This window comes from Chryseobacterium sp. VAUSW3 (assembly GCF_002205795.1).
GTDB classification, from domain to species: Bacteria; Bacteroidota; Bacteroidia; order Flavobacteriales; family Weeksellaceae; genus Kaistella; species Kaistella yananensis.
This window is the reverse complement of sequence record NZ_NIUY01000004.1, coordinates 150,943-175,782: the sequence shown is the minus strand read 5'-3', so window position 1 is coordinate 175,782 and position 24,840 is coordinate 150,943. Positions and strand designations below refer to the sequence as shown.

Below are 24,840 nucleotides of genomic sequence, written 5' to 3'. Positions count from 1 at the left end.
ATTTTATGGATGTAAAGTAAAGATAGTATTGGCAAAAGGCGGGGTTGAATATATAAAATGAAGACCCGATTCATTCAGTCGCAACTTGCTTTTCATATTGTATTTTTTTGTAATTTAACAATCTGAAAAAGCAATTTGCTTCGTTCGGTCGAAATTGAAGTTTCAGTTAAATTTAGCCCGCCCTTCGCAAATACTTTTTCCGTTATCTGCAAGCTTATGACAAACATTACCGAACAATTTGAGTACAATAATTTTACATATAAAATAGATTATTCTGCTCAAGAAAATTTACCCGAAATAGTTCATAAATATAACCTTCCTGTTTCAATTTTTAAATTTTACTCAATATCTAAATATAATATTGAAGCATTATCACAAAATTATTTATATGCATCACATCCAATAGAATTAAATGATATTCTAGACAGTAGTCCAATTTTACTTTATTCTTCACGACCAATTTCATTTGAGATATACGAGAAATTTTATAAAGACATTTTCAATTCAAGAAAAGAATTAGAAGATTTTTATATTGAAGATGTTGAATCTAATCAGTGTAAGAAAATCATTAACCATATGTATAATATGTCCTTTAATTTGTTGGGTATAATTTCACTAACAGAAAGAGACAACAATACATTGATGTGGCCTCATTATACTCAAGAAAAAGGATTCCAAATCAAATTCAATGTAAAAAATCTACTTCAAAGTATCAAAGATAAACTTAATGATGATGACGGAGAACTATTTGGATTTCATCCTATTAACTATACGAATGAACTTAAACCAATTGATGTTTCAAGTTTTCGTTCTTTTCATATTCCAACAGCTTATGCGTCAAATATAAAACTTAATGATTGGCAATATGAAAAAGAATGGAGAATAATAGCGAGTAAAAAAAACATGGGAATTCCCTACTCAAAATCTGGACTAAATACAATACCTGATCACAAAGGAATTGATGGACAAAGACAAATAAAATATAATTTAGATGATATTGAAGAAATTTCTGTAGGACATAATTTCATTACAGCAAGAGATTTTGAAATAGAATGGATTATAGATGACAAAGAATTTATTATAACTGTTAAAAGGAACAACGATGAGCAATATAATGCTATTTGTGAATTCTTAGATATTATTTCACAGAAATATAGTGGTAAATTCTACTTCTCCGGTGCAAAATATGAGTTAAATGCTACAAATGAACCTTATCTAATCAGAACTAAAGAAAAAATGAACATTGAAAAGATAGAAAAAGCAAAGTATAAATTAATTAGAACTTTCGAAATTATAAGATTTTTGAATTAAGCCTGCAGATAACATTGTATTGGCAAAATGCGGGAGGAAGTCTTAGTTGAACTTTTTGTAATTCTTAGCCGCCGCTATTTTTCCATTTCGTAGTTTTTATGTAAGTTTACTTCATGGAAAAAATATCGGCTACGTTTGGTCTTCCTTGAACTTTTAGTTCTTCGAAAGCCCGCCCTTCGCAAATACTTTTTCCGTTGTGCGTCACCCTATGACCAACCGTGTGCAACAATGAACCGACAAGCAAAAAATGAAAAACCGAATATTAAATACTGACAATTCTAAAACGACAATCCTCATTCGACTAATGGTTGGTGCGGTATTTCTTTCCGAAGGAATTCAGAAATTTTTATTTGCTGACACACTTGGAGCAGGACGATTTGAAAAAATTGGCTTGCCTTCGCCTGAATTTCTAGGCAGTTTTGTTGGCGGTTTTGAAATTGTTTGTGGACTACTTATTCTTGTCGGACTTTTTACAAGACTGGCAAGTATTCCACTTATCATTATTATGTTAGTAGCCATTGTAACAACCAAATCGGAAGTTTTAGCCGAAAAAGGTTTTTGGGAAATGATGCACGGAAGTAGAACAGATTGGTCAATGCTTTTGGGAAGTATATTTTTACTAATTAAAGGCGGTGGTTTTTGGTCGGCTGACAAAATTTTGAAGAAGAATGGAGAGTAAAGCAGATTTAAAAGATATTGCCAAACTCTTTCTAAAACTGGGCATTATTGGTTTTGGTGGACCTGCTGCACATATTGCAATGATGCAAGACGAAGTGGTTACAAAAAGAAAGTGGTTAACAGAACAACATTTTCTTGACTTGATTGGTGCAACCAACTTAATACCTGGACCTAACAGCACCGAAATGGCAATTCATATCGGACACGAAAAAGGCGGTTGGAAAGGCTTAATAATTGCAGGTCTTTGTTTCATTTTACCAGCCGTTTTTATAACTGGCATTTTTGCTTATCTCTACAAACAATACGGACAAGTTCCAGAAGTGCAACCCTTTATTTACGGAATAAAACCAGCCATTATTGCTATTATTTTAGGAGCAATTTTTCCATTGGCAAAAAAATCCCTAAAATCAACTGAACTAATAGTTATTGGGTTACTTGTTTTGCTTGGTTCACTATTCAGCATCAACGAAATTTATTTGATGTTTGGAGCAGGATTTATGGCTTTAATGTTGGCTTACGTGCGAAACAATAAGCAAAACAATATCAACAGTTTTCTACCATTAACCTTTTTTCAAATAACAAACACTACAATCCTTTCTGCAACCAACGCCAATCTATTTTGGATTTTCCTAAAAATTGGTGCAATACTTTACGGAAGCGGTTATGTTTTATTTGCATTTCTCGACACGGAATTGGTTTCAACAGGACTTTTAACAAGACAACAATTAATTGATGCCATTGCGGTTGGACAATTCACACCCGGACCTGTTTTTTCTTCGGTTACTTTTATTGGTTATCAAATCAACGGATTGACAGGTGCAATCGTTTCGACAATCGCTATATTTTTGCCATCGTTTGTTTTTGTTGCATTGCTCAACCCAATCGTGAAGAAGATGCGAAATTCAAAACTATTTTCAGCATTTTTAGACGCTGTAAATGTTGCATCAGTCGCAATAATTGTAGCCGTTTGTTTTGAAATGGGCAAGGACACCATTACCGATTGGCGGACAATTTTAATTGCAGTTTTAAGTATTTCAATCGCATTTGGATACAAGAAATTAAATAGTGCATTTGTAGTTTTAGGCGGTTCGTTAATCGGTTATTTATTAACACTTATATGACAATAAACACGACAGAAAAGAAGGGCGAACCCACAACAGCAGTTTGGCAAAATGGCGGGTTTAGTGCTAAATCAACGGTAGTTCTTCGATTGAACTTTTGTGCAAAACTGAACATTTGAGCTTCGATTTCCGCCACTTCGCCAAGCTGCAAACCGTTATGCGTAATGTTTTCAAAACTCACGTCAAAAGAAAAAAACTATGAAAAAAACACTATTTCTATTATTTTGTATTCTATCTGCAAATCATATTTTTGCTCAAAAAAATTTTATCGATCAACCTTTTATAGAAACTAGTGCTAAACTTGATTCTCTTGTTGTACCTGACAAAATTTATACTTCCATAAATCTGAATGAAGCTGATTCAAAAAATAAAAAATCGGTTGAAGAACAGGAAAGATTATTAGAATCAACATTAAAAAAGCTAAATATCAATACCGAAAAAGATCTGTCACTACTAGACTTTTCAAGTAATTTCAAGCAATATTTTATGAAAGGACAAAACGTAATTAAAGCTAAAATGTACTCACTTTTAGTAAGTGATGCTGTAACTGCTGGAAAAGTTTTAGCTGAACTTGAAAATGTAGGTATTTCTAATGTTAATATAGAACGAACAGAATATTCAAAAGCCGAAGAATTATTACTTGAATTAAAATCAAAAGCAGTTTTGAAATCTAAATTAACAGCAGAAAAATTAGCTAAACCTTTGAATCAAAAAATTGGTAAGGCAATCTATATTTCTGATGTTAATTCAATATCAAATGCTCTCCAAGGCCAAGCTCCTGGAGTTAAAATTCGTGGAATGTCAAGTATTTATGGATCAAAATCTGAAAGTCCAATTTATACTGAATTTCAAAAAGTAAAGTTCGAAGTAGAAGTTAATATAAAATATATATTAGAATAAGCAACACTACGCATAACATTGTATTGGCAAAATGCGGGGTGAAGTAAAAAATTGAACTACTCTACTTTTTTATCCGCCGCTGCTTTTCATATTGTTTTTTTCCTTAATTTAGACAATCCGAAAAAAGCATCGGCTACGTTTAGTCTAAATTGAACTTTTCGTCCAATTTAGCCCGCACTTCGCCAATACTTTTCCCGTTGTGTACAATTAAATTAAAAAAGAGGTGAATTTAGAAGAAATAGTTAGGGCAACCTATGAAGAGGTTAAAAATACAGATGACAAAGGACGATTGGCATCTTATATTCCTGAGTTGGTTAACGTTGATTCGGAAAGTTTTGGAGTATTTATATCAACAATTGACCACACTAATTTTGGTATTGGCAATTTTAACGAAAAATTTTCGATTCAGAGTATTGCAAAAGTACTTTCACTAAGCTTAGCATATAGTATTCTTGGCGAGAAAATTTGGACAAGACTTGGAGTAGAACCTTCAGGAACAGCATTTAATTCTCTAGTTCAACTTGAAGCAGATAAAGGCATACCTCGAAATCCTTTTATAAATGCTGGAGCAATTGTTATTTCAGATATTCTACTTAGCAATCTGAAAAACCCAAAAGAAGAATTTTTATCTTTTATTAGAAACATTTCCAATAATTCAGAATTAAACTATTCACGCAAAATAGCTGCTTCAGAAAAAAGTGTAGGATTTCGAAATGTGGCATTATGTAATTTCATTAAATCCTTTGGAAATATTGAAAATGAACCCTCAGATGTTCTTGACTTCTATTTTGATCTTTGCTCTCTTGAAATGAATTGCAAAGAGCTTTCAGAATTATTTTTGTTTTTAGCAAACAATGGCTGTAACACATTTGCTAACAATTCGATACTTACCAAAAGCCAATGCAAAAGAATAAATGCACTAATGCAAACTTGTGGCTTATATGACGAATCTGGAGAATTTGCCTTTAAAGTTGGACTTCCTGGAAAGAGTGGTGTTGGAGGAGGGATTGTTGCAATCCATCCAAATCATTATGCGATTGCAGTTTGGAGTCCGAAATTGAATGAAAAAGGAAATTCATATAAAGGGATAAAATTTCTTGAAGAGTTTACAACAAAATCTCAGTTATCGATATTTTGAGATGAAATAGCCATGATTGGAACAAATCACCAACCGAAGATGATATTATAACCAATCTGGCGTATTCCATGTGACCCATAAAAATAAATAATAACACATGAAAACTGTACACAACAGCCGCTTTGCAAAAGCGGGGGTTTTGTGCTTCTATGAAAGTGAAGTCCTAAATTCAAGCTTAGTGCATCTAATAACGTTCAGTGCTAAAAATCCCCACCTTCGCAAAACGGCAAAACGTTAGCTGCAATTATTCCAAATGCATATTCCTGAAATAGGGTGACAAAAAATTCATTAAATATTGTCAAACTATGGAACAACAAAAATTCATTAGGTGTCAAAAATATACCTATCAAAAATTACCTTTTCAGATTAAACTTCAAATTGTTCAAAAGGTAACCAACGGACAGATTTCTATCAATCATGCTGCTAAAACGTATGGAATATCCAGATCAACAATTGATTATTGGGTGAAAAAATTAGCTACCTTTAATCAAAAATCTATTGGCATGAGTCAAGATCAGGAAATTAAAAAACTAAAAGAGAAATCCAGGAACTGGAGTTTTTGAAAGACTTTCAGCAGGATCTTATCCTTGATTTTGAGGAAATCATAGTCAAGGAACTCTCAAAAAAGCATTTACCCAAAGACTTGATAAAAGAACTCGAGAAAAAGAAGAAAAACCGTGTAAAAAACGATGGCTAGCCGAAGTCTTTGGGATATCACGACAAGGCTATTATAAGCGGATGAAGCATCTGGAAACACAGGCTCATCAGTATGAATTAATTCTCTCCGAAGTTCGCAAAATACGCAAACTTAAGCCCAAATATGAAACATTAAAAGTCTTTAAAGAGCTTTCTTTTTTCTTTCATCAGCAAGGAATAAAAATAGGGAGAGACGCTTCTTTAAGCTGTTAAAATGGAATGGAATGCTTGTGAAAAAATCTAAGAATTTTATCACAACAACCAACTCTAAGCATAGTTCTTATGAAAATGCTGTTGCAGAGCGGATGAACAGAACTCTAAAGTACGAATACGGATTAAAAGAAACCCTACCCGATTTGAAAACTGCTCAGAAAATGACCCAGCAAGCTGTAAACCTCTACAACAACCATCGATTGCACTTTTCACTCAATTTTCAAACCCCTGCAAAAGTGCACCTCAAAGAAAATGTAAAATATAAATCCTACAAACGAAAAAAATGCTAATTTTAACAAACCAAAATAACTGAAAAAATGTGTCAACTATTTCAGGATAATACAGGACATCGTAAACGTGAGTAATAATTTCAAAACACAATATCACGAATGAAAAAATAAGATTTAGAATGACTGACAAAATGAAAGCAGTAATTTGCACAAGATACGGACCGCCTGAAGTTCTTCAAATTCAGGATGTTAATAAGCCGACAGCGAAAGAAAACGAATTACTTATCAAAATAATTGCTTCTGCAGTAAATTCAGGAGATGTTAGGGTAAGAAGTCTTGATGTCAAGGGGTTTATGAAAGTGATTATGCGATTAGTTTTAGGTGTTTCAAAGCCGAGAAAGCCTATTTTAGGGACTGTTTTTTCAGGTGTTGTTGAAAGTATTGGTGACAAAGTTTCCAAATTCAAAGTTGGGGACAGGGTATTCGGTATGACAGGCTTTAAATTTGGGACTTATGCAGAATACATTGCCGTCAATCAAAAAAGCAATGTAATTGAAATGCCCAACAATGCCACTTTCGAAGATGCGGCAACTATCATTTTTGGCGGACAAACAGCAATCCACTTTTTGGATAAAGCAAAGATAGCCCAACGACCAAACGCAAAAATTTTGATTATTGGGGCTACGGGTTCTGTAGGGGCAGCAGCAATCCAAATAGCAAAACATTACAAGGCTGACATAACCGCTGTTTGTAGTTCTGAAGGACAGAACCTTGTTCGTGAATTGGGAGTTACGAACATTGTCCAATACGACAAAGAAGACTTTACCAAACAAAAAGACAAATTTGATATAATCTTTGACGCTGTTGGTAAAACCACTAAAAAGGAATGTAGAAATCTCTTGAACGAAAGCGGTGTTTATAACAGTGTCAGTTCAGGATATGCCTCGGAAACCATACAACAACTTCAACTATTAAAAGAACTATTTGAAAAAGGAGAGTTAAATGCAGTAATTGACAAAACCTTTCATATGGACGAGATAATAGACGCACATAGATATGTTGACACAGGACGAAAAAAGGGTAATGTAGTGCTAAAAATTAACGAATGACAAGAACACCAGCCACCAACACGGGTTTTGCGTCAGGCGGGGTGACGTGCAAACTTGGAGCTTTGTGCTTCTATTTAAGTTAGTGCTGGTTGATAGTTTTGTGCTCCGAAACCCGCCCGAACGCAAAGCCCGAAAACGTTGTGCGTCAGCTTAAAACGACAGCCTACAAAATATTAACAGACAAAAAACAGAAAATATGAAATTCATTTATTACAACTTTCTTTTTATACTTGTAGCATTGACAAGTTGCTCAAACGCATCAAAACCGAACGACCCTATTCCAAAGCACGAAACTTTTAAAATTCAATCTAAACAAGTTGGAGAAAAAAGAGTAATCAACGTTTGGACACCTGAAAATTATAAAACAAGTAAAGGCTCTTTGCCAGTAATGTATATGGCAGATGGAGGAATAAAAGAAGACTTTCCTCACATTGCAAACACTTTGGCTAAACTGATTAAAGAAAATAAAATAAAACCTTTGATACTTGTCGGAATTGAAAATACTCAACGAAGAAGAGATTTGACGGGCTTTACAGAAGTAGCAAAAGACAAAGAAATTGCACCAGTTGTTGGTGGTTCAGACAAGTTTAGAGCCTTTATCAAAGACGAACTTTTCCCTGAAATTAACAAACGATACAGAACAACGACTGAAAAAAGTATCATTGGAGAATCTGCATCAGGACTTTTTGTAATGGAAACATTTTTCCTGACACCCGAAATGTTTGACAATTATATCGCTTTTGACCCTTCACTTTGGTGGAACAATCATTATTTAGTAAGGACAGCAAAAGAACATTTAGCAAATTTCCCCATAACAGAAAAACGGATTTGGTTTGCAGGTTCAAATGCAGAAGACATTTCGCCTTACACAAAAGAATTAGCTAAAATCTTGAAAACTGAAAATCGAAATAATATAAAATGGAAATTTTCTGACGAACCAAAAGAGAAGCACACAACAATTTTTAGAGCAACAAAAGAAAAAGCAATTATTTGGACACTAAACAAAACTGAATAAAAAAACCGAACGCATCCTGGGATCTGTTGCTCTGGTTATTATGACTGCCGCGGCGGGCACTTTAATCTACCTTCAATTTACAGACCGCTGAGGAATTGCGGCAGTGCGTGGAAAAACAAAAGTCTTTTAAGATATTTTAACCTTTTATCCTTCCGTGAAATTTCCCTGAAAACCCTAACTTTGTGGAAAGTAAAAAATAAATGGAAAGTAAGAAACAGTTTTTTCTCGAATGCTATGAGTTAGGAATTATTAAATTCGGCCGTTTTACCCTTAAAAGCGGAATCGAAAGTCCGTTTTATGTGGATTTAAGACCATTGGCGTCGGACCCAAAAATTTTGAAACGGCTGGCGAACTATCTGCTCGATATGCTTCCACTCGATAATTTCGATCTCATCTGTGGGGTTCCTTACGCTGCACTTCCTATGGCAACTGCAATGTCGCTGGAAAGCTATCTTCCTCTCATCATTAAAAGAAAGGAGGCCAAAGATTACGGCACCAAAAAAATGATTGAAGGCATTTATACGAAAGGACAAAACTGTCTTCTTGTCGAAGATGTAATCACCAGCGGAAAATCTCTTCTGGAAACGATTCCCGAGATTGAGGACGAAGGTATTACGGTTTCTGATATTGTAGTGGTTCTTGACCGTGAACAGGGCGGAAAAGAAATGCTTGAAGGTAAAGGCTACCGAGTACATACCCTGTTCACCATTTCGGAAGTCTGCAAAATGCTTAAAGAAGAAGGCCATTTAACAGACGACGAAGTTTTAAGAATCGACGATTTTCTTAAAGGAAACATAGTGAAATTTGAAGAGAAAAAACGCGCATCTTACGAAACAAAACTCGCAAACGCTGAACATTCTGTTGCGAAAAAGCTTCTGGAAATTTCGCTTGAAAAAAAATCAAACCTCATCGTTTCTGCCGACGTTATTACCACGCAAGAATTGCTGGACCTTGCTGAAAAAGTCGGTCCACACATCGTGGCTCTTAAAACACATATCGATATTATTACCGATTTCGATCCGGATACCACGATTCTTCCGCTGAAAGATCTGGCGACCAAATATAATTTCATGCTGATGGAAGACCGCAAATTTGCAGATATCGGCAATACCCAGGAACTGCAGTTTTCGTATGGAATCTACAAGATTTCGAACTGGGCAGATTTTGTGACTTCCCATGTGATCGGAGGTTACGAAGCGCTGGACTGTTTCCTGAATGTAGGCGTTGTAGCGATTGTGGGTATGTCTTCCAAAGGAACTTTAACCAATAAAAATTATCAGGAAGAAGCTTTAAAAATCGCACAGTCGCACCCGAACGTTATTGGCGGTGTTTCCCAAAAACAGCTTCCTGATGAACTTCTTCTTTTCACGCCGGGTGTGAATATGGGCGACTCAGGCGACGGTAAAGGCCAGCAATACCAAACGCCTGAATATGTTTTCAAAAACCTGCAGACTGATTTTATGATTGTAGGCCGTGGCATCTATAAAGCTGAAGATACTGAAAAAGCTGCACTCAATTACAAAATTGCCGGCTGGAACGCCTATCTGGAGAGTCTGTAAAAGGTAAAGCATTAAATGGCTAATATAATTCTGCTCTTTCTTTGTCTCTTCCTCGGTGTTTTTCTGAGGAAGACCAAACTCTTTCCGGAAGACGGGCATCTGGCACTGAATTCTTTTGTGATCAATATTTCGCTTTCGGCGCTGTCGCTCTATTATATTCCGAAACTACTCTTAAGTTTTGAGGTTATTTTTCCCGTGGCAATCGCCTGGCTCAATATCTTTCTGTCACTGGTATTCTTCAGTATTCTTTCTAAAAAGTTCAAATGGTCTAAATCCCTCACCGGTGCGCTGATTATGTGCGCCGGTTTCGGAAATACTTCTTTTGTGGGGATTCCGGTTATTCAGTCGCTTTTCGGGGAAAACGGCCTGAAAACGGTGATGCTCGTCGATCAGCCGGGTTCTTTCGTGGCGCTTTCCACCGTAGGAATCGCTGTGGCTAATTATTATTCGGGCACGAGGAATTCTGTTGCTGAAATCATTAACAAAATCATCAGATTCCCACCATTTATTGCCTTTTCAGTGGCCCTTATTCTGAATCTTTTCAGCATTACAGTTCCGTCAGATTTAGATGAAGTTTTCGGAAAACTTGGCGCTACAACGGTTCCCTTAGCTTTGGTTTCTGTTGGAAGTCAGCTGAAATGGCAACATCCCGGTCAATATTCGAAGCCTTTATTGTGGGGACTTCTATTTAAGTTAATTCTGTTTCCGGCGTTTATTTTCGTGCTGTATTTTATGATATTGAACCAGCGTGGTGAAACGGTGGAAATTGCTTTTCTGGAAGCCGCCATGGCGCCGATGATCACTGCTGCCATTATCGCATCAACCCATAAACTGGAGCCCAAACTTTGTAATCTGATGGTAGGTGTGGGCATTCCGCTTTCTTTTATAACACTGGCAGTATGGTATTTGGTGCTGCAGTATTATTTGTAATTTTAAACAGCCGTTTCTTACCTTAGATCAATTGGTCGCTGGTTTTCAGGCTGTATCTTTGTAAATCTTAAATCTAAAACAAATGAAAGTAAATATCTGGAGCGACATCCGCTGTCCGTTCTGTTATGTAGGAAAAAAGAAATTTGAAAAAGCTTTATCACTGTTTCCACATGCTGATAAGATTGAAGTTACGTGGCACAGTTTCCAGCTGGATCCCAGTTTAGAGACTCAGCCCGAGGTGAATCCTTACGATTATTTCTCGAAAATAAAAGGCATCCCTGTAAGCCAGGCAAAAGCAATGCACGAACATGCAAAAAACGCCGGAAAAGAAGCAGGCATCGATTTTAATTTTGATCATTCGAAGGTCGCCAATTCTTTCAGAGGACATCTTTTGATTCAGTTGGCAAAGAAGAAAAATTTGGCTGACGCTATGGAAGAAGCCCTTTTCGAAGCACAGTTTATTTCAGGAAAAAACATCGATGATGAAGCTGTACTTCTTGAAACTGGAAAATCTGTAGATCTTACTGAAGAAGAAGTTAAAAACGCTTTAGTATCCGATGAAATGGCACATGCTGTAGCACAGGATGGGTTAATGGCCAGACAGTTGGGCATCAACGCGGTGCCGTTTTTTGTCTTCAATGATAAATATGGTATCTCTGGAGCTCAGCAGCCTGAACATTTTCTGGAAGTGCTCACCAAATCTTTTGAAGAGTTTTCTGCCGGTGACAAAGGCTTGCAAATCATCAGCCAGGGAGAAAGCTGCGATACCGACGGAAACTGCGATTAAGTATTTCTTATCTTAGATCAATGCCCAACAATCTTATCAATGTTATTTTTGCACTATAATTAAAACAAAAAAGTATTATGAAAAAGTTACTCTCTATCCTTACGGTATTTATGTTCACCGTATCGACATTTGCTCAGTTGAATCTGAAAAGCGATGCAGCCCACTCCAGAATCCAGTTTACTGTGACTCACCTTGGGATTAACGACATTACAGGAAACTTCGATAAGGCAAATTTAACCATTAAAGCAGACGAAAAGAATTTCGTGAATTCTAAACTTACCTTCTCTGCAGATGTAAACTCCATCAACACGCACATTGAAGCCAGAGACAATCACCTGAAAAGTGCAGATTTCTTTGATGCAGCAAAATTCCCAACAATGGATTTTACCAGTACGTCCTTAACCAAAACAAAAAAGGATCAGTACACGCTTAAAGGCAACCTGACCATGCACGGCGTTACAAAACCGGTTACCTTAACTTTGATTTACAAAGGTTCTACGGTTAACGCAATGAACAAAAAGACAACCTACGGCTACCAGGTTCTGGGAACACTCAACAGATCTGAGTTCAACGTAGGTCCTAATTTCCCTGCACCCATGATCAGCGATTCGGTAAGCATTAAAGGAGATTTTGAACTAACAGCTGAATAATTTTAGTTTGTGTTTTTAGTAGTTGGAAACGGAAGTTTGGGAAACCAGATTTCCGTTTTTTTTTATTTGAGAGCCCGGAATCTTTTGATGGAAGTTGGGCTGAAAGTATATTTTGCCGTTACAGTTTTGGGGGCATTTACATCCAATTCATACCAAGGTGAAAGTTCCGGATGGGCAGTATTTTTAAGAATGTGAATATCCTGCGCCGGCATGAAACTTTCCGCCAGAAGATAAAGCCTTTTTCCGGCTTTGTTGGCGGCAATTCCCATAATCACTACCGCATGTCCGGGACTTCCGGGCCGGATGATGAAATCGCCTGTTTTAATATCTGCATTGTCCGTAACAGAAACTGATTCCCTGTCGAGTGAAATAGTCCCTGCATACCGGAAAATGATGTTGAGATAATCCCGGAAAGCCGGATAAGATTCATCAGCAACACCCGAATCGTAAAAACTTACTTTTCTCTTAAATTCTCTTGTGCGGATTCCCTTTTTATAATCTTTCCAAGCAAAAAACTGCCCGCTGGTAAATTCGAAACCAATTTCATCAAAGCGTTTCTGAGACCACAGATATTCAGCATACAGCCTCATCCACGCGTCTGCACACTGCTGCAGGTCTTTGTCGCCAACATCAATTTTCAGAAGCGCCACATGCCGGTCCTGCGTTTTCACCGGAACCATTCTGTAATCGCGCACCGGAAAACCGGGAGGATGCAGCGGAAAATTCACCAGATATTCACCGAAACTTCGGGGTTGCTCTTTCATCCAGAAATATCCTTTGGGAGGAGTGAATCGCGTGATGATTTTAGATTTTTTAAGATCGACAAGCAAAGGCTCGGTCGTTTCCGTCACCTGAGAGAACACAGGCTGAACACACATAATTCCCAGAAGAAACGTAATATGGTATAATTTTCGCAAATGCTGAACTTTAATCAAAATTAATTATTATTTGTAAATAAATTATAATTAAATCGGTTTACAAAAAACATCATTATATTTGAGGGTTACATTAAAATGAATAGAATTTTCTGCGGCTTTTTACTGATTTTGAATTATGTTGCGGTTTCGGCGCAGCAGGACAGCATTTACATCGAAGCTGAAATTAAAGCAAACCAAAGACAAATAACTGTAAATCAGGATATTGTTTATACTAATATTTCGTCTACTGATGCAGATACCATCAAACTCCTCAATTGGACTGCCGCCTACAAAACCTTTACTACTCCACTCGCCAAAAGAAAACTGGAAGACCGCAAAAGTGATCTTTACTTTGCCAAAAGTCATGAATTAGGAAGCGTACAAGATCTGGAAATCAAAATTGAAGATAAAACTGTGGCAAGCCCTTCCACAGATGACGAAAACATTTTTATTCCGCTTTCTAAAAGTCTGAAACCTGGCGAACAGGTTAAGATATCCCTTCAATATTTTATAAACCTGCCTTTACAGAAATTTACAGGTTACGGAAGCGACGGTAAAAAATGGATGCTGAAATATTTCTTCATTGTTCCGGACCGATTTGCTGATGATTCGTCGCAGGAAAGATATTATATCGATATTGAAGAAAACCAAAGTCCGGGCATTTACTGGAAGGTAAATCTGAACATTCCGCCCAATTATTATTCCCAGAGTAACCTCAAAGAAATTCAGCCCAATTATTTTGAAGGAAGCCTGAACCGCGATCCTGAATTTCTGATTTCTGAAAACAATTTTTCAAAGATTATTACCAGGATTGATGGTGAAAAAACAGAAATTGATTTCGGTTACCATCTGGATGAAGCCGAAAAACAAAATCTGGAATTTTACCTGCCGCTACAGCTTAATTTCATTAAAAATAAAACCGGATTTCTGCCGGAAAAAATTTTCATTTCAGAAAAATTTCGGGACAGTGAAGATTTCACCGGAATTGATGACCTTAAATTCTGGAAATTCAAATACCAGCTTTTCAGTGATGCTGAAAAAACTGATTTGAATTATTTCAGCATTCTCTCCAAAAAAATTGTCGAGCAGGCCACAATTTTCGATAAAAGAAAAGACCACTGGCTTGCTAACGGTTTGAAAACTTATCTCGAAATACAGTATATCGACCGCTATTATCCAGAGAAAAAACTGCTGGGAGAACTGCCGGAAAATCTAAAAGTTTTCGGTCTGAAACCACTGAAACTTTTGTATGCATCCGACCTGAAACTTAAGGAACGTTATGGGCTCACGTATCAGTACATCATGACGCAAAATCTGGATCAGCCGATCGGAGAATCTTTCGAAAAGTTGAGTAATTTCAACGCCAACGCCATCAGTCATTTCGAAACAGGAAGCTTGTTTTCTTTTATTGCTGAGAAAATGGGTACTGAAAAATTCGATGATTTTACCAGTGAATATTTATCAAAAAATTCGCGCAGCCACGCCGACCAGAAAGATTTCATGGATCAATTGAGCCTGGCATCCGGTTATTCCTCGGATTTCTTCAATCCCTTTATCCAAAAGAAAAACCGGGTAAACTTTAACATGAAAAGATATACCAAGTCGGGTGATGAATTTCAGGTAAAGATTGCGAAAAACACCGAACTTCCTATTCCTTTCAAAATCGAAACGCAAACTGCCGGCGGAGAGGTGAAAGAATTCTGGTTTGATACAGACGATTCCAAGGCCAAAAAAATTTATAATATCCCACAATCTGATGCTGAAAAAATCGTGGTGAACAGTGAATATATTTTTCCGGAAAACAATTTCCGCGACAATTATCTTTATACCAAAGGACTTTTTGCCAATACCAAGAAAATAAGATTCAAGTTTTTTAAAGACATTCCCAATCCGGAATATAATGAGATTTACCTGAATCCTAGATTAAACTTCAATGCTTATGATAAAGTGCTGGTTGGGCTTAATTTCAGGAACACTTCATTTTTTGAGCGTAAATTCACGTATTCATTCACTCCATTTTACAGTTCAGGGACAGGGAAACTTACCGGTTCAGGCGGTGTAGCCTACTCTTTTCAACCTGCCAACAGTTTCTACAGAAATCTCGATTTGGGTGTTTCAGCTTCACACTTTCATTATGATTATGATTTAACGTACCGAAAAGTTTCTGCTTTTGCGAGTTTTAATTTCACTAAAAACCCGCGAACTGATATTGGCAGAAGTTTAGGATTATCTTATAATTTTTTCGAAAAGGAGCTGAATCCGCTTATGGAAGACACCGAATATGCCAAATACAACCTCTGGAATCTGGGTTATGGCTATGCAGACCGAAGCATTATTCATGAAAAATCCTTCAGTACCAACCTGCAGTGGATGGAAGATTTCCAGAAGATTTCCGCAGAAGCATTTTACCGCTGGGAATATGCGCAGGATAAAAAGGTAAGTTTCAGATTTTTTGGCGGCTATTTCATCACCAATAAAACAAAGAACAATCTTTTTGATTACGGGATTTCAAGGGTTTCAAATTATGCATTTTCGTATGGGCTCTTAGGACAAAGTGCGACTTCAGGATTGTTTTCGCAACAATTTATTTTGGCTGAAGGCGGTTTCAAGTCTCATGTTGCGAAATCGGCTAACCAATGGATTACCTCGGTTAATATCGATTCTCATGTGTGGAAATGGTTTAACGTATATGCTGATGCCGGTGTGTATAAAAATCGGTTGATGAATCCACAGTTCATCTGGGATTCAGGTGTTAAAGTGAAGGTAATTCCTGATTTTCTGGAGGTTTACTTCCCAATCCAGAGTTCACTGGGATTTGAGCCTTCTTTTAAAGATTACGGAAGCAGAATCCGTTTTACACTGGTATTGAATTTCAACGCGATCACGAATTACTTCAGGAGAGGATGGTTTTGATGGTGATGGATGTTGGGTGATGAGAGTGCGAGGTTGGGAGGTCAATAATAAAAAATAAAAAAGCCGCTGAACAGCGGCTTTCCATATTTAAAGAAGTAATATTAGTTTTTGATTACTTTTCTGCTCACTTTAGCAGAACCGTTATCAACAGTAACAATATAATTTCCTTTTGCCATTGAAGAGGTATTTATTGCCTGTCCGTTATCTACTCTGTTAGAGCTTACCAAACGTCCGTCTGCTGAATAAATGTTCACCGTAGCTTTTCCTGGAAGGATTAAACGAAGTTCGTTACCAACTACTGTGTTCATTTTAACTGACTTGTCGAATGCAGAAACATCTGTAACTGCAAGAAGTCCCTGTACCAATTGTACATCATCAACGTAAGAAGAACCACCACCATAAGATCTGAAAGCTACATCTATACTTGCAGCTGAAGGATGAGAAGTAAATACTACTGTATGCTGAGTCCATGCAGTTGGAGCGATTGGTAAATATCCGTTGTTTGATCTTAATGGGTCATCATTAGCCGTTGCAGAATTATAAACCGGAGTTCCAGTTGTATCTTTCATAACACTCCACAATCTGAAAATATTATTTTGAGTAGTACCTTCTGGTCTAGCAGTAGACGCTTTGTACCAAAATGTAAGTGTATACTGAGTACTTCCCGCAATTGCAACATTTTGATAAAAACCTGTAGTAGCAGAAGGAAGTTCGTAAGCCGCTAATTTTAAACCGCTATGTGGATTAGTAGTTAAAATTGCAGGAGCAGTATAACCACTTCCGGTACCAGCTGCCCAGGAAGTTAAGTCGCTTTCAAAACCAGGGTTTTGCACTAAATTCGTTTGGGCAAACATGATTGTTGTAGCCGAAACTAAACCTAAAATTGTAAAGATTTTTTTCATTGTAATTGATTTTAATTATATTCTTTTTAAAGGACTGTAAATTTACAAAAAAAATACTTCTCAGAAGAGAAGTATTCAATGTTTAACAATTATTTAAAACTGTTATTTTTTGATGATTTTCTGAGAAACCGCTTGTCCGTTTACAGTTCCGGTTACTATATACATTCCTTTTGCCAAAGAAGCTACATCTAAAGCAGTATTTTCGTTTACAGAAGCAGATTTTACCACCTGTCCGTTCATAGACACAATCTGTACATCGGCCTTTGCTGCAAATAGAATATTGTTAGAAACAACAGTGTTTTTAACCAGGTTAGCTTTGGTTGCGTTTACATCACCAACAGCCATAGTAACAAGGTCATATTTTACGGTGAATGTTGGAATTCTTAACTGTGTATTAGAAGATCCTCCTGTATGAGCATTTTTAATCGCTAAAGTAGTTGCCGCTTCGATTCCAGTAATCGTTAAAGTAGTTCCACTCCATGTAGCGGGAACAAATGCGCCACCGTCAACACTATAAGTAACAGCTGGTGCGTAAGCTGCTGAAAAAGCATTCACAACAAGCTCGGTGATTTTCGCACCATTTTTTGGTGTAATAGTCATGATATTACCTTCTCCTGTTGCTCTAACAGAATACATTCTGATACCATCTGCAGGATAAAAAGCGGTATTATTAGCTCCATTTGCTGCAAATGAATAGTCCAAATTGGCATCTATCGGATATACAGTTTCTGTAATATCACTCACTGTACTTGTTCCAAACTGCTCAGCTGCAACTTCTGTAACTGAAAATGTTTGTGCATTTACCGTTGCAGCAAAAACAACTGCCGCAACTAAAGAATAAAATTTCTTCATTTTTTAAAAAATTTAATAATTAATAATTTAGACTGCGAAACTACGACCTTTTTTGCACATATCATAACAACTGAGTTAAATTAATGTTAATTATGCAACTGCAATTTTAGAGACTGTTTTTCGTTATTTTTACAAAAACTTTTTAAGACAAGCTTTGGCTAAAAAATTATTTCTTTCCATTTTGGTTTTTGCTGCATTACAGATTACTGATGCTCAGATTTTCACGTGGAAAAACCCCAATCTTCCAAAAGATTCTACCAAAAAAGATTCGGTAATTGCCGCAAAAATTGACAGAGATTTTTTTACCAAAGACACTTTAGATTTCATTCGAACTCAGAATAAAATTATTATTGACGAGGGAGTATTGGTTAAAAACACCCGTTCGCAAATTTTGGGAGACCTGAACTCGAAAGGCTCCATCATCCGGGGAATTACTTTTGGTAACAATCAGGGACAGAGCGTTCAAAGCTCCATGGATCTCCAGATTTCCGGCAAACTGTCGAAAGATGTTTCTGTTCTGGCTTCTATTTCCGATCATAATCTTCCCATTCAGGCCGACGGTTACACGCAGACTTTGGAAGAATTCGACAAAATCTATATGCAGCTCAATATTAAGGACCGCTCTATTCTCCGCGCCGGGCATCTGGATTTGCTGGATGAAGCGACTTATTTCGGTCGTTTCCAGCGGCGCAGTATGGGATTGCAGTTTGAAACCGGTTTCGGAAACGAAAATAAAACCTTTGTAGATGTTTCGGCAGGCGTTGCCCGAAGTGAATTCCACCGCATCCGTTTTCAGGGTGTGGAAGGAAATCAGGGACCTTACCGGTTGACAGGCAAAAACGGTGAGCAGTTCATTACCATCATTTCAGGTTCGGAGCAGGTTTACATCGACGGGATTTTAATGAAACGCGGCGAAAATCAGGATTACGTCATAAATTACAACACCGGAGAAATTACGTTCACTAGTTTCAGACCCATTTTTAAACAGAATTTTATTACCATTTCCTACAATTATACGAACAGAAATTACACCAGATTTCTGGTGACTGGCGGCATCCAACATGAAAGGGAAAAATCAAAGTTCGGTTTCAACTGGTTTATGGAAAACGACAATAAAAATGCGCCACTTTCCCTGAACTTAAGTAAAGAAGACGAACAGATCCTGGCCAATGCGGGCAACAATACGGATTTGATGTATGCGCCGTCGGGAACGGTTTCGGAGTATGATGTTAACAAAATTCTGTACCAGCTCATTCAAAGTCCGAACGGGAATTATTACGAATTTTCAACTGATCAAAATCAAACGTTATATCAGGTTGCCTTTACTTATTTCGGACAAAACCTGGGTGATTACCGAATTAAACAAACAACCAACAACGGACGCGTTTTCGAATATGTAGGAGCGAATATGGGCGAATACCGGGCCGTAAGAAAACTTCCGTCGCCACAGAAAACCCAGGTTTTTTCTGCCAATTCTGAGTTTTTACTGAACAATGGTAAGATTGGGGCTGATGTTTCGATGAGTAATTTCGATGTGAATCTGTTTTCCTCGAAAGATTCCGATCAAAATATCGGGTATGCAGGACGAATTTTCGGGAACAAAACATTTACAAAAAACAACTGGAAAGGAACGCCAAGTTTCGAGTACCAACATATCAATTCGCAATTCCATATTCTGGACCGAATCAATGACGTGGAGTTTTCGCGTGATTTTAATCTGGCGCAGGAATTCAACCAGATAACGCAGAACCGTTTTATTTTTAACTTTTTAAATGAATGGAAAAACACCTCTTTCCTGAATTATAAACTTAATTATCTGGACGAAAAAAATTCTTATACAGGAATTAAAAATGATGTGGATTTCGGCTGGATTAAAGGAAAATTCAACACCAAAGGCAATTTCTCCTATCTCGATACGAAAGCCACTTTTCAGGACACTAAATTCGTAAGAAGCGGAGTGATTTCTGAATATTCCACTAAAAAAGGCAGCTGGGCTATGGGCGGAAGTATGGAACATAACGTGAAAAACTTCAACGAAACCAATCAGCTGGATGTAACGAGTTTCAGCTGGAAGGAAATTTTCATTCAGAAAAAAATCAGTGATTCTTCACGAACGAAATTACTTACGCGGATGTATTTCCGAGATAATGATTCGGTGCGAAACAATTCCCTCGAAAATATGAACCATATTTTGGGAATCATGGCAGAAAGTCAAATTATTAAAACGGAAAAAACCAGTTTGAATGCGTTGATTCATTACCGAAAATTTTACTATCAGAATCAGGATGTTGCAGCAAATCTTAATCAGGATTTTGTAGTAGGAAATATTCTTTACAACCAGCAGCTATTCCGTAACGGAATGCGTTTGCAGGCTTTTTATGAACTCGGAAACGGGCAGGAAGCGCAGCGGGAATTTCAATACATAAAGGTGACCGACGGGCAGGGCGTTTACAAATGGACCGATTATAACGCTGACGGAATTCAGCAGCTTGACGAATTTGAAATCGCCGAATATGCCGATCTGGCGCAGTATATCAGGGTTTATACCAATACGGTAAATTATATGCCGTCGAATAAAAACAAAATGCAGCTGGCGTTATTTGTGAATCCTTCCGTGGTTTTCAATTCTGAAAATCAGTTTCTTAAACGCTGGAACTTCAATATTTCACTCAATTCCCAAAACTCATTTTATAAAAGAGAAAAAGTACTGGTTCTGAATCCTTTTGAAAAAAACGCAGACCAAATCCTTAAAAACCAGAATTTCCTGGCCTCAGCGCAATTCAATCCGACCGAAAAATCCGGCTGGAACGGGAATTACCGATTCGTTGCGAATGATAATTTGGTAAATGCCAATTTCAGCAATGAGGAACGCAGCCAGGATTCGCATTTTTTAAATATTGGCTATTGGTTCAGCAAAGATTTCCGTGTTGATTGGGAAAACTCGGCGCATCATATTGAAAACGCGTCACAATTGTTCAATTCCAGAGATTATATTCTAAATAATTTCGAAACAAAACCGAAAGCGACTTATAAATTCACGGAAGCAGTTCAGGCAGAACTTTCTTCAGCTTTACGACAGAAAAAAAGAATGGATGGCGAAGAGTTTTTAAAAACGTTTGATCTCACCGGAAGTCTGCAGTGGGAACGCAGAAAAACTTCGGTGCGCGGCAGTTTTTCATTCATTAGTAACGACTTTTCCGGAAACAATTTTTCGATTGTCGGCAACCAAATGCTCGATGGTTTGAAGCCTGGGAAAAATCAGGTTTGGTCGGTATTTTTACAGCAATCCATCAATTCATTCATCCAACTGAATATGAACTACGAAGGCAGAAATTCGGGAGAAAGAACGATACATATAGGATCGGTGCAGGTGAAGGCAAGTTTTTAAAGATGATGGATGTTTTAAAAAATTGTGCATTGGATGATCAACCCGATCTTCTATTCCTGCTATTTAATCTTCATACATCACATATTTCGTTCTGATTTTCCGAAAATCTTCGAGTCCTTTTTTCCATGAATCTTTGATTTCTACGGCAGATTTCCCGGCAACGATTTGCTTTCGAAGTTCGTCGGTTCCGGCCAATTTATCGAAGAAAAGGTTTTTCAGGAAGAAATCCTGCGCAGGATTTTTGTAATTACTGTAAGCTTTCAAAAGCCAGTCAATATTCAGTGCGCGAAAATCTTCAGGATAATCGGAAAGGTTTTCACCAAAGCATAATTTACCGTTTAGGAAAGGATCTTTAGCGCCAAAATTAGGGCGTGGCATAAACTGATAAGGCAAATTTTTGGTCCAGGGACTTCCGTAAATCTGAAACGGCAAACCGGTTCCGCGACCTACGGAAACCTGTGTTCCTTCGAAGAAACATAAACTTGGATACAGGTTTATTGCCTTGTCATTCGGCAGATTTGGTGAGGGTTTGTCCAGAACTCCGTAGCGCTGCTTTTTATGATAATTCAGCATCGGAATTAAAGTATATTTTGCCTGAACACCATTTTTTAGCCATTTTTCACCGTTTACCATTTTTCCATATTCACCGATCGTAAGTCCATATACAACCGGGACATTATGCATACCTACAAAACTTTTCCATTGGTCTTTCAGAACTGGACCGTCGATATAACCATCGTGCGGATTGGGTCGGTCAAGTACAATTACTTCTACTCCATTTTCAGCGCCTGCCTCCATAACGTATGTTAGAGTTGAAATATAGGTGTAAAATCTTACGCCCACATCCTGAATATCAAAAAGAACAATATTGATTCCTTTCAGCTGCTCCGGTTTTGGTTTTTTATTGTCGCCATACAAAGAAATTATTGGGATTCCTGTTTTTGTATCCACTCCGTTTTTAACATGTTCACCAGCATCGGCATCCCCGCGGAACCCATGTTCAGGTGCAAAAATCGTTTTGATACTGATGCCGTTTTTCACTAAAAAATCGACTAAAAAGGTGCGGTCTTTCAACAATCCTGTCTGGTTCGTAACGATTGCCACAGTTTTATTCTGAAGGAGCGGCAGGTAAAGTTCCGGCCGGTCGGCACCAGTTTTAAAACAGTTTTGATCGGTATTCTGCGCAAAATTCATCTGGCAGAAACCAAAATAAATTAGCACAATCAGAAGTAAATCTTTAATTTTGGCGCTTAAACTCATCGGCTTGAAATTTCCATTATATTTTTCTAAAAAAATTGCTTTTTCCAAAGATAACAAAAATAATCTCTCACGGATTATTGTGTTTATCGGCAGGCTTTCCGTAGCATTGGGAGTTATCGTTTCGCTGATCACGGTGTCTACCGGAATTGGTTCCAAAACAGCCATAAAAGAAAGAATGGCCGATTTCTCCGGACATATTTCGATAAAGTCTAAGCAATCCAACAATTCTTATAACTCTTCGATACTGAGCACTGAAGGGCTTCAGATCGATAAAATAAAACAACTTGAAGATGTGGCGAGCACCCAGAAATATGTTTCTGTGAGCGGCATTTTGCGTAACGAACATAATTTTGCGGGAATTATTTTCAAAGGCGTCGGTAAAGATTTTGATGCCGAAAGGTTCAGGAAATTTATTATTGCCGGTACAACTCCAGACATTACGGAAAAAGGTTTTAACAGCGGCATATGCATTTCACAGAAAATCGCCAATGACCTGCATCTTAAAGTAAAAGACAGTATTGTGGCCGTTTTTTCGAAGGAAAACCAGAGTCCGCTTTACCGGAAATTTGAAGTGGTAGGCATTTATAAAACCGACATTAAGATGATTGATGACCTCTTTATCATCGGCGGAATCAACCATGCCCGCAAGATTCAGGGAATGGAAAAGAATGAAGTCGGCGGTATCGATGTTTTTCTGAAAAACATCAATTACATCGACGAAGACGCACCTAAAATCGACAAGCTCGCAGGCTATAAAAACTACATTGTAAAAGCTACTGATGAATACCCGCAGATTATGGATTTCATTGCGATTTTTGATACCAATATCGCGCTGATCATCATTATTATGCTGGTGGTCGTTATCATTAATATTGTAATGGTCCTTTTAATTCTGATTATTGAAAGAACCAACTCCATCGGAATGCTGAAAACCCTGGGCGCGACCAACGCACAAATCCAGACCATTTTTATTAATTACACCCTCATGATTATGATTCCGGGACTGGTGATCGGGAATATTATAGGAATAGGATTTCTCTTGATTCAGAAGTATTTCGGTGTGATCAAACTTAATCCTGAGAATTATTATTTGAGCACGGTTCCCGTAGATCTTAATATTCTTCATATCCTGGCAATATCGGTAGGAATTCTTCTGGTATCGGCAATCTCGCTTATTTTACCGAGTTATCTCATCAGCAAGATTTCGCCGGTAAAATCTTTAAAATACAGTTAATTATAATTTAAACAGATATGAAATATTCAAAAAACATTCTCGAAACCATCGGAAATACGCCGCTTGTAAAACTGAACAAAGTTTTGGGCGAAGATTTTCCGGCATTGGTTTTGGCGAAAGTTGAAACATTTAACCCCGGAAACTCGGTGAAGGACCGAATGGCGGTAAAAATGATTGAAGATGCTGAAAAAGACGGCAGACTGAAACCGGGCGGAACCATCATCGAAGGAACTTCCGGCAACACCGGAATGGGACTTGCCCTTGCAGCCATTGTGAAAGGTTATAAATGCATTTTCGTTACCAATTCGAAACAGTCTAAAGAAAAATGTGATATCCTGAGAGCCGTGGGTGCTGAAGTAATTGTTTGTCCTACTGACGTAAAACCGACGGATCCCCGCTCCTATTATTCCGTTTCCAAAAGACTGGCTACGGAAACCGAAAACGGCTGGTATGTAAACCAATATGATAATCTATCGAACCGCCAGGCGCATTACGAACAAACCGCTCCGGAAATCTGGGAACAGACTGAAGGAAAGCTCACACACTTTGTTGCAGGGGCCGGAACGGGAGGCACAGTAACGGGCTGTGGGACATTCTTTAAAGAGAAAAATGCAGACATCAAAGTGATCGGCGTAGATACTTACGGGTCTATTTTGAAAGAGTTTCACGAAACCGGAGAAATTCATTACGACCATGCCTACACTTATGTAACTGAAGGAATTGGCGAAGATATTATCCCCGAAAACTACGACATGACCGTGATTGATCATTTCGAGAAAGTAACCGATAAAGACGGTGCAATCTATGCGAGAAAACTTGCAAAAGAAGAAGGTATTTTCTGCGGATACTCTGCCGGAAGTGCGATCGCTGCTCTGGTTCAGATGAAAGATCAATTCACAAAAGATGATGTTATTGTGGTTCTTTTACACGACCACGGTTCGCGTTATGTTGGGAAAATCTACAATGACGAGTGGATGCAGGAAATGGGCTGGTTATAAAACTACAGCACAAGTACAAAAAGAGCAAACAGTGTTTTG

At 37.7% G+C, this 24,840-nt stretch carries 21 protein-coding genes; 17 read left to right on the top strand and 4 right to left on the bottom strand.

Annotated features, from left to right (window positions below; all coding sequences use genetic code 11):
• The first annotated feature begins 216 nt into the window (after positions 1–216).
• The 13 genes from CDW55_RS12065 (at position 217) to CDW55_RS12000 (ending at position 12,337) form a co-directional block, all read left to right on the top strand.
• On the top strand, positions 217–1,311 hold the full coding sequence (locus CDW55_RS12065) for a DUF2971 domain-containing protein (RefSeq protein WP_088470019.1): 1,095 nt from the start codon (positions 217–219) through the stop codon (positions 1,309–1,311).
• 247 nt (positions 1,312–1,558) lie between these two features.
• Positions 1,559–1,990: a DoxX family protein gene (locus CDW55_RS12060; RefSeq protein ID WP_088470018.1), complete on the top strand. Its 432-nt coding sequence runs from the start codon at positions 1,559–1,561 to the stop codon at positions 1,988–1,990.
• The gene (chrA, locus tag CDW55_RS12055; protein ID WP_088470017.1) at positions 1,980–3,110 is read left to right on the top strand and encodes a chromate efflux transporter; all 1,131 of its coding nucleotides are present in this window, start codon (positions 1,980–1,982) and stop codon (positions 3,108–3,110) included. The genes CDW55_RS12060 and chrA overlap by 11 nt, the downstream gene beginning before the upstream one ends.
• Before the next feature lie 198 nt (positions 3,111–3,308).
• Positions 3,309–4,010 (top strand): SIMPL domain-containing protein, encoded by a 702-nt coding sequence (locus CDW55_RS12045; RefSeq protein ID WP_088470015.1) that lies wholly within the window; start codon positions 3,309–3,311, stop codon positions 4,008–4,010.
• A 223-nt stretch (positions 4,011–4,233) separates the two neighbouring features.
• Positions 4,234–5,148 (top strand): glutaminase, encoded by a 915-nt coding sequence (locus CDW55_RS12040; protein ID WP_088470014.1) that lies wholly within the window; start codon positions 4,234–4,236, stop codon positions 5,146–5,148.
• Positions 5,149–5,453: 305 nt separating this feature from the next.
• Complete coding sequence (locus CDW55_RS12035; protein WP_228399653.1) at positions 5,454–5,711, top strand: helix-turn-helix domain-containing protein; 258 nt, start codon at positions 5,454–5,456, stop codon at positions 5,709–5,711.
• A gap of 357 nt (positions 5,712–6,068) precedes the next feature.
• Positions 6,069–6,347, top strand: coding sequence for an integrase core domain-containing protein (locus CDW55_RS12030; RefSeq protein ID WP_088470013.1), 279 nt, complete (start codon positions 6,069–6,071; stop codon positions 6,345–6,347).
• A 131-nt stretch (positions 6,348–6,478) separates the two neighbouring features.
• The gene (locus tag CDW55_RS12025; RefSeq protein WP_088470033.1) at positions 6,479–7,396 is read left to right on the top strand and encodes an NAD(P)-dependent alcohol dehydrogenase; all 918 of its coding nucleotides are present in this window, start codon (positions 6,479–6,481) and stop codon (positions 7,394–7,396) included.
• 196 nt (positions 7,397–7,592) lie between these two features.
• A complete protein-coding gene (locus CDW55_RS12020) occupies positions 7,593–8,411 on the top strand; it encodes an alpha/beta hydrolase (protein WP_088470012.1) in 819 nt (272 codons plus the stop codon).
• 200 nt (positions 8,412–8,611) lie between these two features.
• Positions 8,612–9,970 carry an orotidine-5'-phosphate decarboxylase gene (pyrF, locus tag CDW55_RS12015; RefSeq protein WP_088470011.1) on the top strand — a complete coding sequence of 453 codons (1,359 nt, stop codon included), beginning with the start codon at positions 8,612–8,614 and terminating at the stop codon, positions 9,968–9,970.
• Between the two features lie 15 nt (positions 9,971–9,985).
• Positions 9,986–10,900 carry an AEC family transporter gene (locus tag CDW55_RS12010; RefSeq protein ID WP_088470010.1) on the top strand — a complete coding sequence of 305 codons (915 nt, stop codon included), beginning with the start codon at positions 9,986–9,988 and terminating at the stop codon, positions 10,898–10,900.
• A gap of 82 nt (positions 10,901–10,982) precedes the next feature.
• A complete protein-coding gene (locus CDW55_RS12005) occupies positions 10,983–11,687 on the top strand; it encodes a DsbA family protein (protein ID WP_088470009.1) in 705 nt (234 codons plus the stop codon).
• Between the two features lie 77 nt (positions 11,688–11,764).
• A complete protein-coding gene (locus CDW55_RS12000) occupies positions 11,765–12,337 on the top strand; it encodes a YceI family protein (RefSeq protein WP_088470008.1) in 573 nt (190 codons plus the stop codon).
• 62 nt (positions 12,338–12,399) lie between these two features.
• Here CDW55_RS12000 and CDW55_RS11995 read toward each other — a convergent pair whose 3' ends face one another.
• Positions 12,400–13,254 carry a DUF4846 domain-containing protein gene (locus CDW55_RS11995; RefSeq protein ID WP_228399652.1) on the bottom strand — a complete coding sequence of 285 codons (855 nt, stop codon included), beginning with the start codon at positions 13,252–13,254 and terminating at the stop codon, positions 12,400–12,402.
• Between the two features lie 96 nt (positions 13,255–13,350).
• On the opposite strand from CDW55_RS11995, the gene CDW55_RS11990 reads away from it, so the two are divergent.
• On the top strand, positions 13,351–16,167 hold the full coding sequence (locus CDW55_RS11990) for an aminopeptidase (RefSeq protein ID WP_088470006.1): 2,817 nt from the start codon (positions 13,351–13,353) through the stop codon (positions 16,165–16,167).
• 101 nt (positions 16,168–16,268) lie between these two features.
• On the opposite strand, the gene CDW55_RS11985 is transcribed toward CDW55_RS11990, so the two are convergent.
• Positions 16,269–17,000 (bottom strand): T9SS type A sorting domain-containing protein, encoded by a 732-nt coding sequence (locus tag CDW55_RS11985; RefSeq protein WP_179285948.1) that lies wholly within the window; start codon positions 16,998–17,000, stop codon positions 16,269–16,271.
• A gap of 171 nt (positions 17,001–17,171) precedes the next feature.
• Complete coding sequence (locus CDW55_RS11980; protein ID WP_143756234.1) at positions 17,172–17,921, bottom strand: T9SS type A sorting domain-containing protein; 750 nt, start codon at positions 17,919–17,921, stop codon at positions 17,172–17,174.
• Positions 17,922–18,075: 154 nt separating this feature from the next.
• Here CDW55_RS11980 and CDW55_RS11975 point away from each other — a divergent pair, with 154 nt between their 5' ends.
• Positions 18,076–21,309 carry a hypothetical protein gene (locus CDW55_RS11975; RefSeq protein ID WP_410492781.1) on the top strand — a complete coding sequence of 1,078 codons (3,234 nt, stop codon included), beginning with the start codon at positions 18,076–18,078 and terminating at the stop codon, positions 21,307–21,309.
• A 63-nt stretch (positions 21,310–21,372) separates the two neighbouring features.
• On the opposite strand, the gene CDW55_RS11970 is transcribed toward CDW55_RS11975, so the two are convergent.
• Entirely contained in the window at positions 21,373–22,569 is a 1,197-nt protein-coding gene (locus CDW55_RS11970) for an exo-beta-N-acetylmuramidase NamZ domain-containing protein (protein WP_088470030.1), read from the bottom strand.
• 4 nt (positions 22,570–22,573) lie between these two features.
• Here CDW55_RS11970 and CDW55_RS11965 point away from each other — a divergent pair, with 4 nt between their 5' ends.
• Complete coding sequence (locus CDW55_RS11965) at positions 22,574–23,803, top strand: ABC transporter permease (protein WP_088470004.1); 1,230 nt, start codon at positions 22,574–22,576, stop codon at positions 23,801–23,803.
• A 17-nt stretch (positions 23,804–23,820) separates the two neighbouring features.
• Complete coding sequence (locus tag CDW55_RS11960; RefSeq protein ID WP_088470003.1) at positions 23,821–24,801, top strand: PLP-dependent cysteine synthase family protein; 981 nt, start codon at positions 23,821–23,823, stop codon at positions 24,799–24,801.
• The last annotated feature ends 39 nt before the right edge of the window (positions 24,802–24,840 follow it).